The organism is Streptomyces sp. A0642 (assembly GCF_004795105.1).
Taxonomy (GTDB): domain Bacteria; phylum Actinomycetota; class Actinomycetes; order Streptomycetales; family Streptomycetaceae; genus Streptomyces.
Window position 1 is genome coordinate 19,585 of the sequence record NZ_SSBL01000012.1, and the last position, 13,156, is coordinate 32,740.

Genomic DNA, 13,156 nt, shown 5'->3' on the forward strand with positions numbered 1-13,156 from the left:
CCCTCCGGGGCGTTACGGTTGACCGGGGTACGCGTCCTTCGAGGACCTGTACCCCGGTCACTGTTTTTTGTGGGAGGACGTAGATGGGTATCCAGGACACGCCCGAGGAATGGCCGGTCACCGCGACCGGGACTCCGTTCCGGGGCAGCAAGACCAGCGTCCGCACCGATGACGTGGAGATGCCCGACGGCACGGTCGCGCGCCGCGACTACCAGGTCCACCCGGGCTCGGTCGCCGTGCTCGCGCTCGACGACGAGGACCGGGTCCTCGTGCTGCGCCAGTACCGGCACCCGGTGCGCCAGAAACTGTGGGAGATCCCGGCCGGGCTCCTCGACGTCCCCGGGGAGAACCCGCTGCACGCGGCGCAGCGCGAGCTCTACGAGGAGGCGTACGTCAAGGCCGAGGACTGGCGGGTGCTGACCGACGTCTACACGACACCCGGCGGCTGCGACGAAGCCGTGCGGATCTTCCTCGCCCGGAACATCTCCGAGGCGGACGGGGAGCGCTTCGCCGTCGCCGAGGAGGAGGCCGACATGGAGCTGGCCCGCGTGCCGCTCCAGGACCTCGTACGGGGCGTACTCGCCGGGGACCTCCACAACAACTGCCTGGTGGTGGGGGTGCTCGCGCTCACCGCGGTGCTCGCGGGCGACGGCGCCGACTCGCTGCGGCCCGCCGAGGCGCCCTGGCCCGCGCGGCCGTTCGAGGCCTGACGGTTCGCGTTCGGGGCCTGCCGGTTCGCCGGAGGTCCGGGGCCGACGCTCGCGCGGCCCCCGTGGACACTCCTTCGGCTCCCCCGATCGGAAAAGCTGCTGATCCGATCGGGGGACCTCCCGTCGCGCTCCTCAGGGTTCGTCCACCCGCCTGAACTACGCTCGGACTGCCCTGACCGGAGTCCCGGCGGGCGACGCGTGCAGCGAAGTGGAGCGTGGCCCGTGACGGATCAGGCGGTGGACACCAGCGACCCGGCCGAGGCAGCGGGGACCGAGGGACCGGCCGCCGTCGAACCACCCCGATTCTTCGGGCGCGAGCGCGAGTTGACGGAACTGCGGGCCGATATCGAACGGGCCGGACTGGACACCATGGCCGGTCGCAGGAGCGGCCGGGCCCGGGTCCTGCTGATCGCCGGACGCCCCGGTTCCGGCCGCACCGCACTCGCCGGAGAGCTCACCCGCCGACTGCTCGCCACGGGGGACTACCCCGACGGACTGCTCCGCGTCCGGCTCACCGAACCCGGCGGCGTCCCCGTCCCCGCCGAACGTGCCGCGCGCGAACTCCTGCGCGGGCTGGGCGTGAGCGGACCGCCCGGCGCGGACGCGGACGAACTGTCCGAGATGGTCCGCGAGGCGCTCGCCGTACGCCGCGTCCTGCTCCTGCTCGACGACGCCGCCGACGCCGAACAGGTCGACCCGCTGCTGCCGGACAACCCCGACTGCCTCGTCGTCGCCACCGCTCAGGGCCCGCTGACCGGCATCCCGGGCGTCCGGCCCTGCACCATCGGCGGCCTGGACGCGGGCTCCGCCGTCGGACTGCTCGCCCTTGCGATCGGCCAGGTGAGGATCACCGTCGACCCGCTGACGGCCGAGGCGCTGGCGGAGGAGTGCGGCGGGCTGCCCGCCGCCCTGGTCATGATCGGCGGCTGGCTGGCCGCCCGCCCGACGGCCTCGGTCGCCGATGTGACGAAACAACTCCGGGAACTTCCGGAGGACGCCGACCAGCCCACCGGCGCCCGCCCGCTGACCCGCGCCTTCCGGCTGGTCCACGACTCCCTGCCGCCGACCGCCGCCCGGATACTGCGCCTGCTCTCCCTGGCCCCGGCCGGGCTCGCCGACGCCCACACCGCATCGGCGCTCGCCGGCTGCTCCGTCTCGGCCGCCCGGACCACCCTCGACGACTTCGTGCGGCTGGGGCTGCTGCGGGGCGACGGCGCGGAGCAGCCGCAGTACGAGGTGCCCGGCTGCCTCGCGGGGCTGCTGCGGGCGCTGCTGGAGGAACGGGACCGCCCGGCCGAGATCCAGCTCGCCCGGGCCCGGATGCTCGAGCGCACCGTGCGCCTGCTCCAGTCCTGCCGCGCGGTCACCGAACCGGAGGGCTCCGCGTCCCGGCGCAAGCTCGCCGGGCTGCCGCGCTCCTTGCGGTTCCCCGGCCCCGAGGCGGCGGCCGCCTGGCTGCGGGTGCGCAGGCCGGCCCTGGTCGCGTCCGCCCGGATCGCCGTCGAGGACGGTGAACTCGACACTCTGGCACGGCGGTTGGTGGCCGCCCTGGTGCGAGCACTGGCCGCGCACGAGGGCACCGAGGCGGCCGCGCCCGAGCTCTACGGACTGCACGGTCTGGTCCTGGCCGTCGCGGAGCGGCGCGATCTGCCCCGGGAGCGGGCGGCCGCCCTGCTCAACCTCGCCGACCTGGACGCCGGGACCGGCCGGACCCGGGAGGCGCTGGCCCGCTACCGGGCCGCCCTGGACGCCGGCCGGGCCGCGAAGGACCCCTACGCCACCGGCCGGGCGATGGAATCCGTGGGCGGCGCCTACGCGGAGCTGGGCGACTTCCACCGGGCCTCCGACTGGTACGGGCGGGCCCTCGCCCAGCGGCTCACCCAGGGCGAGCGCGCCGACGAAGCGCGGCTCTACGGGCGGCTGGGCACCGTGCACACGTATGCAGGCCGGTACGGCGAGGCGCTGCGGAACTGGCGCGCGGCCGCGGCCGGCTACCGCAGGCTCGGCGATCTCCCCGCCCACGCCCGGGCGCTCAGCGAGGTCGCCCGGGTCCAGGAGTACGCGGGCCGTCCGCAGGAGTCGCTGCACACGTGCCGCGAGGCCGTGGAGTGGGCCCGCCGGGCCGAGGACGTGCGCCTTCAGGCCGCACTGGAGCTGCGGCTGGCCGACACCCTCGACCGCCTCGGCGACCCCGCAGCCGCGGGTCTGCACCGGGGCGCAGCCGAGAGATTGCTGGGCGAGGAGAGCGCAGCCTACGAAATCCGTAGTGCAGTGACAGAAAATTAATGCTTTGTAAGGCTAGACAGCGGGAACCCCTTCATTAGACTGGCTCTGCCGCGGGTCTTCGCGGTGTCTCCATTTACGATGCGTATATCCGGGTATGTACAGGTGTGCCCGGGTAACTCTCTGAGCCAAGGACCGTGATCGACGTGAAGGTCGGCATCCCCCGCGAAGTCAAGAACAACGAGTTCCGCGTGGCGATCACGCCTGCCGGTGTGCACGAGCTCGTCCGCCACGGCCACCAGGTGGTCGTCGAGGAGAACGCCGGAGCCGGCTCCTCCATCACGGACGCGGAGTACGTCGCCGCCGGGGCGCAGATCCTGCCCACCGCCGACGAGGTCTGGGCCTCCGCGGACCTGCTGCTGAAGGTCAAGGAGCCGGTCGCCGAGGAGTACCACCGCCTCCGCAAGGGCCAGACCCTCTTCACGTACCTGCACCTCGCCGCCTCCCGCGCGTGCACGGACGCGCTGCTGGAGTCCGGCACCACCGCGATCGCCTACGAGACCGTCGAGACCGCGAACCGCGCGCTGCCGCTGCTCGCCCCGATGTCCGAGGTCGCGGGCCGGCTCGCCCCGCAGGTCGGCGCGTACCACCTGATGCGTTCGGTCGGCGGCCGCGGCGTGCTGCCCGGCGGTGTCCCGGGCACGGCGGCCGGCAAGGCCGTCGTCATCGGCGGCGGGGTCTCCGGCTGGAACGCCACGCAGATCGCCGTCGGTCTCGGCTTCCACGTCACGCTGCTCGACAAGGACATCAACAAGCTCCGCGAGGCCGACAAGATCTTCGGCACCAAGGTGCAGACCGTCGTCTCCAACGCCTTCGAGCTGGAGAAGGCCGTCGTCGAGGCCGACCTCGTCGTCGGCGCCGTGCTGATCCCCGGCGCGAAGGCCCCGAAGCTGGTCACCAACGAGCTCGTCGCCAAGATGAAGCCCGGAAGTGTACTTGTCGACATTGCAATTGATCAGGGTGGTTGCTTCGAGGACTCGCACCCCACGACGCACGCCGACCCGACCTTCATGGTTCACGACTCGGTCTTCTACTGCGTCGCGAACATGCCGGGCGCGGTCCCGAACACCTCCACCTACGCCCTCACCAACGCGACGCTGCCCTACATCGTGGAGCTCGCCAACCGTGGCTGGGTCGAGGCGCTGCGCCGTGACGCCGCACTCGCCAAGGGCCTCAACACCCATGACGGACAGGTCGTTTACCGCGAGGTGGCCGAGGCCCACGGTCTCGACCACGTCGAACTGAGCACGCTCCTCGGCTGACGTCCCCCGCCTCCGGAAGGGTGTTCCCGCCCCGCTTCCGTCAACCTCGTGCGTCCGGCCGGACCTTGCCGTGCAAGGTCCGGCCGGACGTGTGTCGGGGCTCCCCGGAGCCCCGTGCAACTCGCCTCGAACGTAACCCTTCAACCGATTCGTGCCCCCGCGAAAAGTGCGCCCGGGAGGCTGCGCGCCCTTGACAGCGGGGTGTTCGATTGCCGACACATCGGGCCGGGTCCGGCGGATTGTGTTGCTGCGGAGCGGTGACACGCCATAGAGTCGCCAATCGTCGGCATGGTGCCACGCTGACCTATCGATAAGTTTCCTGGTCACGTCCAAGGAGGTAAGACGACTTGTGAATGAGTCGACATTTACTCCCGGGGGTGTTCATCCAGGGATGCCTGCACGGGGCCAGAGCCCGAACGGGCTGGAGGCTGTCGGCTCCGTCGCTGTCCGCACCTTCGCCACCCTCCAGCACATGACGACAGCCCCCCAGATGATGGACGGCCTACACGTGAACGCCATGGCCGGCAACGAGAGTGGCCGGGACACCGCCCACTTCGCCGACTTCGACGAAGCGCCCCAGGGGCACTTCTACGACCCAGACGCCGAGTACGAGCCCGATCCGGAGTACGCGGCCACCCTCGCGCCCGACGCCGCCCGGCAGCGCCGTGAGCGGATCGGCCCGACCGGCCGGCCCCTGCCCTACTTCCCGATCCCGGGGCCGCTGACCGACCACGGCCCCGCGAAGATCATCGCGATGTGCAACCAGAAGGGCGGCGTCGGCAAGACCACGTCGACCATCAACCTGGGCGCCGCGCTCGCGGAGTACGGCCGGCGCGTCCTGCTCGTCGACTTCGACCCGCAGGGAGCCCTGTCGGTCGGCCTCGGCGTCAACCCGATGGAGCTCGACCTCACCGTCTACAACCTGCTCATGGAGCGGGGCATGGCGGCCGACGAGGTCCTCCTGAAGACCGCCGTGCCCAACATGGACCTGCTGCCGAGCAACATCGACCTGTCGGCCGCCGAGGTCCAGCTGGTCAGCGAGGTGGCCCGCGAGTCCACGCTCCAGCGTGCCCTGAAGCCGCTGATGGCCGACTACGACTACATCGTGATCGACTGTCAGCCCTCGCTCGGCCTGCTGACGGTGAACGCGCTCACCGCCGCCCACAAGGTGATAGTGCCGCTCGAGTGCGAGTTCTTCGCGCTGCGCGGTGTGGCCCTGCTCACCGAGACCATCGAGAAGGTCCAGGAGCGGCTCAACCCGGACCTGGAGCTCGACGGCATCCTCGCCACCATGTACGACTCCCGTACCGTGCACAGCCGTGAGGTCCTCGCGCGCGTCGTCGAGGCCTTCGACGACCACGTCTACCACACGGTCATCGGGCGCACGGTCCGCTTCCCGGAGACCACGGTCGCCGGTGAGCCCATCACCACGTACGCCTCCAACTCGGTCGGCGCCGCCGCCTATCGCCAGCTCGCCAGGGAGGTGCTCGCCCGGTGTCACGCCGAGTGAGTCTGCCCGGCGCCGACGAACTGTTCCGTACGACCGGGGGGATGGGGCTGCAGTCCTCGTCCCCCGCGGAGCGGCGGCGCAAGGCGAACGGCGAGGCCCGGGTACCGGCGCCGGCCGGCGAGGGCGATTCCGCCGGGGACGACACGCCGGGCGAGGGCTCCGAGCCCTCCGCGGACGCGGCGTCCTCCGAGCGGGAGGAGCACTCCGCGGCGGACACCGACGCCGGCGGCTCGCGCAGCCGGGGCGGTGAGAACGACCGCGTCGCGGTGGCCGCACAGGCCGGGCGCCGGCCGCAGCCGCCGTCCTCGCAGGAACCCGTCCCCGCCCCCGTCGTCCAGCAGCAGCGCAGACGGGGCGCCGGCCGCGGTGCGAACCGGCGGCCCAGCGGCCGGGAGCGCCACGACGAGAAGATCACGGTCTACGTCTCCGCCGAGGAGCTGATGGACCTCGAACACGCGCGTCTCGTGCTGCGCGGCGAGCACGGTCTGGCCGTCGACCGGGGGCGGATCGTGCGCGAGGCCGTCGCCGTGGTCCTCGCGGACCTGGAGTCGCGGGGCGACGCCAGCATTCTCGTACGGCGGCTGCGCGGCCGCTGACCGGTGCGGCGCCGGTAGCCTGCCCGGAGGGCGGCCGCCGGCCGAGCGGTGCGGCCCGCCCCCCGCACGGGCCGCCGCCCGCCGCCCGTGTCCCGTCGCTCCCTGGATCCGCATGCCGACACCCGACCAGCCCGCCCGCACCTCCCGCCGCCCCCTGGGCCGCGGGCCGGGCGGCGGATCCGCGCCCGGGGACGGGGCGGCGGCCTCGGAGGACGTCACCCCGGGTTCCCCGGAGGACGTGGTCCCGGGTTCCGCGGAGGACGTGATCCCGGGTTCCGCGGAGGACGTCACCCCGGGTTCCCCGGACGACGTGATCCCGGGTTCCCCCGAGGACGACGGGGTTCCGGTGGTTCAGGAGGCTCCGCCGGCCGGGCCCGTCGCCGTGGACGCCGCGCCCGCTCCTGACGACGTCACCCCGGATCCCCCGGAGGACGGGGCTCCGGTGGTTCAGCAGGCTCCGCCGCGCGGAGCCCACGCCGTGGACGCCGCGCCCGCCCCCGGGGCCGCCCCCGACGACGGGCGTTTCAGCGTCCGGCTGGCGAACTTCGAGGGGCCGTTCGATCTGCTGCTCCAGCTCATCTCCAAGCACAAGCTGGATGTGACCGAGGTCGCCCTCTCCAAGGTGACCGACGAGTTCATGGCGCACATCCGGGCCATGGGAGCGGACTGGGACCTCGACGAGACCACCGAATTCCTGGTCGTCGCCGCGACCCTCCTCGATCTCAAGGCCGCCCGCCTGCTGCCCGCCGCCGAGGTGGAGGACGAGGGGGACCTGGCGCTCCTGGAGGCCAGGGACCTGCTCTTCGCCCGGCTGCTGCAGTACCGCGCGTACAAGCGCATCGCCGAGATCTTCAGCGCCCGCCTCGAAGCGGAGGGCCGGCGCTTCCCCCGTACCGTCGGGCTGGAGCCGCACCACGCAGAGCTGCTGCCCGACGTGGTCATCAGCATCGGGGCCGAGGGCTTCGCACGGCTCGCCGTGAAGGCGATGCAGCCGAAGCCCAGGCCGCAGGTCTACATCGACCACATCCACGCCCCCCTGGTCAGCGTCCGCGAACAGGCCGGGATCGTGGTGGAGCGGGTCCGGGAGGCGGGGGAGATCAGCTTCCGGGAGCTGACGGCCGACGCCCCGGACACCCTCACCGTCGTCGCGCGGTTCCTCTCCCTGCTGGAGCTCTACCGGGAGAAGGCCGTGGCCCTGGACCAGGACGAGGCGCTCGGCGAGCTCATGGTGCGCTGGACCGGGGGAGAGGGGGCCGGACCGGCCGTGACGGACGAGTTCGACCAGGAGACACCGGACGTGCAGGACGAACGGCAGGAGGGCAAGGCATGAGCGAACAGGACGTCACCGGCTCCGCCGTCGCGGACCTCGATCTCAAGCCGGCCCTGGAGGCCGTCCTGATGGTCGTCGACGAGCCCGCGACCGAGGAGCACCTGGCCAAGGTGCTGGAGCGGCCCCGGCGGGCCGTCGCCGACGCGCTGCGGGAACTGGCCGACGAGTACACCGTCCAGCGCCGCGGTTTCGACCTCAGGCTGGTCGCGGGCGGCTGGCGCTTCTACACGCGTCCGGAGTACGCGGCGGCGGTCGAGGGCTTCGTCCTGGACGGCCAGCACGCCCGGCTGACCCAGGCGGCGCTGGAGACCCTGGCGGTCGTCGCGTACCGCCAGCCGGTGAGCCGGTCGAGGGTCTCCGCGGTGCGCGGCGTGAACTGTGACGGGGTCATGAGGACCCTGCTCCAGAGGGGCCTCGTCGAGGAAGCGGGCGCGGAACCCGAAACAGGTGCGATCCTGTACAGGACGACGAACTACTTTCTGGAGCGAATGGGCCTGCGTGGCCTGGACGAGCTCCCGGAGCTCGCGCCCTTCCTCCCCGAGGCGGACGCGATCGAGGCTGAGACGCTAGAGGGTGTGCCGTCGTTCGATCCGGACGCACCGGACACCCCGGATACTCACGCACACGACAAGACGGAATTTTGATGCGAAGCAGTGGCAGGAACAGCGGCAGCAGCGGCGGCGCCGGCAGGAGCGGCGGCAACGGCGGCGGCAGGAGCGGTGGCAGCGGCGCCGGCCGGAGCGGCGGCAACAGCGCCGGCGGCGGCAGGAGCGGCGGCCGGAACAACACCGGCACCGGCAGGAACACCAACCCGAGCCCCCGGGTCTCCGGATCCGGGCGGGAGGACAGCCAGGAGCAGCGTCCCCGCCGGCCCCGCCCCGAGGAGCGGCGCTACGACGTCGGCAACGACAAGCCCGGCGGCGACGGCGGCACCCGCAAGGGCCGGGGCGCGGCGGCCCGCGGCGGCGCCAAGGGCGGCCCCAAGGCCGCGTCGAGCGGTTCGCGGAGCAGCGGCCGGCGCGCCCCCTACGGCGCCCCGGCCCGCCCGCGCGAGCTCGACGCCAAGATCGAGCAGCGCAACCGCGACAGGTACGCGGACAAGCCCGAGATCAAGACGCCCAAGACCCACCCGGGTGCCGAGCAGGAGGGCGAGCGGCTGCAGAAGGTCCTCGCCCGGGCCGGCATGGGCTCGCGCCGCGCGTGCGAGGAGCTCATCGAGCAGTCCCGCGTCGAGGTGAACGGCGAGATCGTCGTCGAGCAGGGCAAGCGCGTCGACGTGCACAAGGACGAGATCAAGGTGGACGGCCTGACGGTCGCCACCCAGTCGTACCTCTTCTTCGCGCTGAACAAGCCGGCCGGTGTCGTCTCCTCCATGGAGGACCCGGACGGCCGTCAGTGCCTCGGCGACTACGTCACCAACCGTGAGACGCGTCTCTTCCACGTCGGCCGGCTGGACACCGAGACCGAGGGCATCATCATGCTCACCAACCACGGCGAGCTGGCCCACCGTCTCACCCACCCCAAGTACGGCGTGAAGAAGACCTACCTCGCCGCCATCCAGGGTCCGCTCCCGCGCGACCTGGGCAAGCGGCTCAAGGACGGCATCCAGCTGGAGGACGGGTACGCCCGCGCCGACCACTTCCGCGTCGTCGAGAACACCGGCAAGAACTACCTCGTCGAGGTGACCCTCCACGAGGGACGCAAGCACATCGTCCGCCGGATGCTGGCCGAGGCCGGCTTCCCCGTCGAGCGTCTCGTGCGCACGTCGTTCGGGCCGATCCCGCTGGGCGACCAGAAGTCGGGCTGGCTGCGGCGGCTCACCAACACCGAAGTGGGCATGCTGATGCGCGAGGTCGGTCTGTAGACCGTCCCCGCACCGCTCACGGCCCGCGGCCGGTTCCGGATTTCGAAAGGAACCTGCCGCGGGCCTTTTGCTGCCTCCGATCTCCCTTTATAGTCAGAGTGACTATTAAGGAGGCGGGCGTGAGTCTCGCGGATGTACTCGATCCTCTGCAGCAACCCCTGGTGACCGTTCTGGACACCCCGGTCAGCTGGACCGAGGTACTGGGCTTCGGCAGCGGTGCGCTGTGCGTCTGGCTCGTGGCCCGCCAGCACCTCGCCAACTGGCCGATCGGCATCGCCAACAACGTCTTCTTCATCCTGCTGTTCGCCCAGTCCGGTCTGTACGCGGACGCGGGCCTCCAGATCGTCTTCATCGCCCTTGCCGCCTACGGCTGGTGGACCTGGACCCACGGGGGTGGACCAGGGACCGACGGCCTGCCGGTGCGGAGCACCACCCGCACCGAGTGGACCGGGCTGCTCGCGGCAGGGGCGGTGGGGACCCTCGCACTGACCGTCCTGCTCGACCGGGCCACCGACTCGACCGTGCCCTTCTGGGACGCGCTGACGACCGCCCTGTCGCTCGCGGCGACGTACGGGCAGTGCAGGAAGCTCGTCGAGTCGTGGTGGCTGTGGATCGCCGCCGACGTGGTCTACATCCCGCTGTACGCGTACAAGGAGCTCTATCTGACCTCGTTGCTGTACGTCGGCTTCCTGACGCTGTGCCTGATCGGACTGCGCAACTGGCGGCGGGACCTCACCGTCCGGCGTCCCGAGCCCGTGGAGGCCGCGGCATGAAGCGTTTCGCGCACGGGCTGGTGCTCGGCAAGTTCTATCCGCCGCACGCCGGCCACCACCACCTCGTCCGCACCGCCCGGGACCGCTGCGAGCGGCTCACGGTGCTGGTCTGCGCCGCCTCGGTGGAATCCGTGCCGCTCGCGGACCGCGTCGCCTGGATGCGCGAGGTGCACCCGGACGTGACGGTGGTGGGCGCCGTCGACGACACCCGCATGGATCTCCACGACCCGGCGGTCTGGGACGCCCACATGGCGGTCTTCACCGGGGCCGTGCCCGAGCCGGTGGACGCCGTCTTCACCTCGGAGTCCTACGGGGACGAACTCGCCCGCCGCTTCGGCGCGGAGTCCGTCTGCGTGGACCCCGGCCGTACGGTCTTCCCGGTCTCCGGCACCGCCGTCCGCGCGGACCCGGCCGGCTGCTGGGACTACCTCGAACCGCCGGTCCGCGCGGCCCTCGCCCGCCGGGTCGTCGTCCTCGGCGCCGAGTCCACCGGCACCACCACGCTGGCCCGCGACCTCGCCGCCCACTACCGCCGGCGCGGCGGCATCTGGGCGCACACCGGATACGTCGCCGAGTACGGGCGCGAGTTCAGCGAGCAGAAGCTCGCCGCGCTGCGCACCCGCCGGCCCGACGCCCAGTGGGAGGACGTCACCTTCACCACCCACGACTTCCCGCTCATCGCCGAGACGCAGAACGCCCGCGAGGAGGCCGCGGCCCGCACCGGATCCCCGCTGCTCGTCTGCGACACGGACTCCTTCGCCACGACGGTGTGGCACGAGCGGTACGTCGGCGGCCGCAACCCCCTCGTCGAGCGGACGGCCGACCGGGTCACCCACCACCTGTGGCTGCTCACCGACCACGAGGGCGTCGCCTTCGAGGACGACGGTCTGCGCGACGGCGAGGAGTTGCGGCCCTGGATGACCGACCGCTTCCGGGCCGAACTCACGCGGACCGGACGGACGTTCACCGAGGTCACCGGCGACCGGCAGGAACGGCTGGCCGCCGCCGTCACGGCCGTCGACGCCCTGCTCGCCGACGGCTGGCACTTCGCCGCGCCGCTCCCGGAGCGACGATGAACGCCGCCGCCCCCGAGGGCTACGACCCGCACGCCTTCGAGCCGTTCGCCGTCACCGTCGACCTCGCCGTCTTCACCGTCCGCGAGTCCCGGCTGCACGTCCTGCTCGTCGAACGCGGCGAGGAGCCGTACAAGGGCCACTGGGCACTGCCCGGCGGCTTCGTGCTGCCCCGGGAGTCCGCCGGGACCGCGGCCCGCAGGGAGCTGGCCGAGGAGACCGGGCTGACCGAGGACACCCTCCCGTCCCTCCACCTGGAGCAATTGCGCACCTACAGCGAACCGGACCGCGACCCGAGGATGCGGGTCGTCTCCGTCGCCTACGCCGCCCTCGTGCCCGATCTGCCGGAACCACGCGGCGGCGGCGACGCGGCAGGCGCCCGGTGGTGGGACGCCGGCAGGCTCGGCACGCTCGCCTTCGACCACGACGTCATCCTGGGCGACGCCCGGGCCAGGATCGGCGCGAAACTCGAGTACACCTGCCTGGCCACCGCGTTCTGCCCGCCCGAATTCACCCTGGGAGAACTCCAGCAGGTGTACGAGACGGTCTGGGGCGTCGAGCTGGACCGGCCCAACTTCCGGCGCAAGGTCCTCGCCACACCCGGCTTCGTCCAGGCCGTGGAGGGGGCGCCGCGCCGCACCGGCGGCCGGGGGAAACCGGCCGCGCTCTACCGGGCGGGCGCCGCCACCGCCCTGCACCCCCCACTGCTGCGACCGGAAGGAAGAAGCACATGATCGTGACCAGGACCCTCACCAAACAGGCCGCCACCGGCGCGCTCACCGGGCTCGCGCTCGGCGACGCACTGGGCTTCCCGACCGAGTTCAACAACGTGCCGTCGATCCTCGTCAAATGCGGCCCGTGGCGCCAGATGCGGCTGCCGAAGCCGGCGATCGTCAGCGACGACACCCAGATGACCCTCGCCCTCGGCCGCGGAATCCGCACCGCCATGGACCGCGGACTGCTCACCCCCCTGCGCCTCGTGCGACCGGTGCGCGACGAGTTCGTCGACTGGTACCACTCGCCCGACAACAACCGCGCCCCCGGCCGCACCTGCATGACCGCCTGCCGGCTGCTCGACAGCGACCGCCTCTGGCAGGAGGCCAGCCAGACCGGCTCCAAGGGATGCGGCGCCAACATGCGCGTCGCACCGGTCGGACTCGTCCCCGGGCTGAGCGACGAGCAGCGCGCCGGCGCCGCACAGCTCCAGGCGGCCCTCACCCACGGACACCCGACCGCCCTCGCCGCCTCCGACCTGATGGCCCGGGCGGTGTACCTCCTGGCGCAGGGCGCGGAACCGATGGGCCTCATCGGGCAGCTGCGCAGCTACGCCTACGAGAACAGCGGCCGCTACCTCACCCGCTGGCTCGGCGATCTCTGGCGCCACGCGGGGGACTCCTCCCCGGAGCTGTTCATCCAGCGCGGCTGGGACGAGTGCCTCACCGCCCTCGCCCGGGTCCAGGACGCCCTGCGCCACCCGTCCCCCGAGACCGACCCCTGCGAGAGCACCGGCGACGGCTGGATCGCCGAGGAGGCCCTCGCCACGGCCCTGCACTGCTTCCTGCTCTTCCCCGACGAACCCGTCACCGCCCTGCGCCGCGCCGCCTGCACCCGGGGCGACTCGGACTCGCTCGCCTGCCTGACCGGCGCGCTGGCCGGCGCGCACCTGGGCTCGGCGGCCTGGCCCAAGGAATGGTCCGAGCGGATCGAGTACCGGAGCGACCTCCTGTCACTGGGGGCGCTCTGGGACGCTTGATC

The 13,156-nt window shown here is 72.4% G+C and carries 12 protein-coding genes; all 12 read left to right on the forward strand.

Annotated elements, in window-relative coordinates:
* The first annotated feature begins 83 nt into the window (after positions 1-83).
* The 12 genes from E6R60_RS20835 (at position 84) to E6R60_RS20890 (ending at position 13,154) form a co-directional block, all read left to right on the forward strand.
* The gene (locus E6R60_RS20835; RefSeq protein ID WP_136328125.1) at positions 84-710 is read left to right on the forward strand and encodes an NUDIX hydrolase; all 627 of its coding nucleotides are present in this window, start codon (positions 84-86) and stop codon (positions 708-710) included.
* A gap of 222 nt (positions 711-932) precedes the next feature.
* Positions 933-2,996 carry a tetratricopeptide repeat protein gene (locus E6R60_RS20840; RefSeq protein WP_136328126.1) on the forward strand — a complete coding sequence of 688 codons (2,064 nt, stop codon included), beginning with the start codon at positions 933-935 and terminating at the stop codon, positions 2,994-2,996.
* A gap of 143 nt (positions 2,997-3,139) precedes the next feature.
* A complete protein-coding gene (gene ald / locus E6R60_RS20845) occupies positions 3,140-4,255 on the forward strand; it encodes an alanine dehydrogenase (protein ID WP_136328253.1) in 1,116 nt (371 codons plus the stop codon).
* 391 nt (positions 4,256-4,646) lie between these two features.
* On the forward strand, positions 4,647-5,765 hold the full coding sequence (locus E6R60_RS20850) for a ParA family protein (RefSeq protein ID WP_136328127.1): 1,119 nt from the start codon (positions 4,647-4,649) through the stop codon (positions 5,763-5,765).
* Positions 5,762-6,361, forward strand: coding sequence for a hypothetical protein (locus tag E6R60_RS20855; RefSeq protein WP_136328254.1), 600 nt, complete (start codon positions 5,762-5,764; stop codon positions 6,359-6,361). Before E6R60_RS20850 ends, E6R60_RS20855 begins: the two co-directional genes overlap by 4 nt.
* 112 nt (positions 6,362-6,473) lie before the next feature.
* Entirely contained in the window at positions 6,474-7,691 is a 1,218-nt protein-coding gene (locus tag E6R60_RS20860; protein WP_136328128.1) for a ScpA family protein, read from the forward strand.
* Complete coding sequence (gene scpB, locus E6R60_RS20865; RefSeq protein WP_136328129.1) at positions 7,688-8,335, forward strand: SMC-Scp complex subunit ScpB; 648 nt, start codon at positions 7,688-7,690, stop codon at positions 8,333-8,335. Before E6R60_RS20860 ends, scpB begins: the two co-directional genes overlap by 4 nt.
* Positions 8,335-9,555, forward strand: coding sequence for a pseudouridine synthase (locus tag E6R60_RS20870; RefSeq protein WP_136328130.1), 1,221 nt, complete (start codon positions 8,335-8,337; stop codon positions 9,553-9,555). Before scpB ends, E6R60_RS20870 begins: the two co-directional genes overlap by 1 nt.
* 119 nt (positions 9,556-9,674) lie before the next feature.
* Entirely contained in the window at positions 9,675-10,328 is a 654-nt protein-coding gene (pnuC, locus tag E6R60_RS20875) for a nicotinamide riboside transporter PnuC (RefSeq protein WP_136328131.1), read from the forward strand.
* Positions 10,325-11,404: an AAA family ATPase gene (locus E6R60_RS20880; protein WP_136328132.1), complete on the forward strand. Its 1,080-nt coding sequence runs from the start codon at positions 10,325-10,327 to the stop codon at positions 11,402-11,404. The genes pnuC and E6R60_RS20880 overlap by 4 nt, the downstream gene beginning before the upstream one ends.
* Positions 11,401-12,135 (forward strand): NUDIX domain-containing protein, encoded by a 735-nt coding sequence (locus tag E6R60_RS20885; RefSeq protein WP_136328133.1) that lies wholly within the window; start codon positions 11,401-11,403, stop codon positions 12,133-12,135. Before E6R60_RS20880 ends, E6R60_RS20885 begins: the two co-directional genes overlap by 4 nt.
* On the forward strand, positions 12,132-13,154 hold the full coding sequence (locus E6R60_RS20890; RefSeq protein ID WP_136328134.1) for an ADP-ribosylglycohydrolase family protein: 1,023 nt from the start codon (positions 12,132-12,134) through the stop codon (positions 13,152-13,154). The genes E6R60_RS20885 and E6R60_RS20890 overlap by 4 nt, the downstream gene beginning before the upstream one ends.
* Positions 13,155-13,156: the final 2 nt, after the last annotated feature.

Coding starts and splice junctions, on each gene's coding strand:
- E6R60_RS20835 (WP_136328125.1), top strand. CDS start 84: ATGGGTATCCAGGACACGCCCGAGGAATGGCCGGTCACCGCGACCGGG.
- E6R60_RS20850 (WP_136328127.1), top strand. CDS start 4,647: ATGCCTGCACGGGGCCAGAGCCCGAACGGGCTGGAGGCTGTCGGCTCC.
- E6R60_RS20860 (WP_136328128.1), top strand. CDS start 6,474: ATGCCGACACCCGACCAGCCCGCCCGCACCTCCCGCCGCCCCCTGGGC.
- scpB (WP_136328129.1), top strand. CDS start 7,688: ATGAGCGAACAGGACGTCACCGGCTCCGCCGTCGCGGACCTCGATCTC.
- E6R60_RS20870 (WP_136328130.1), top strand. CDS start 8,335: ATGCGAAGCAGTGGCAGGAACAGCGGCAGCAGCGGCGGCGCCGGCAGG.
- E6R60_RS20880 (WP_136328132.1), top strand. CDS start 10,325: ATGAAGCGTTTCGCGCACGGGCTGGTGCTCGGCAAGTTCTATCCGCCG.
- E6R60_RS20885 (WP_136328133.1), top strand. CDS start 11,401: ATGAACGCCGCCGCCCCCGAGGGCTACGACCCGCACGCCTTCGAGCCG.
- E6R60_RS20890 (WP_136328134.1), top strand. CDS start 12,132: ATGATCGTGACCAGGACCCTCACCAAACAGGCCGCCACCGGCGCGCTC.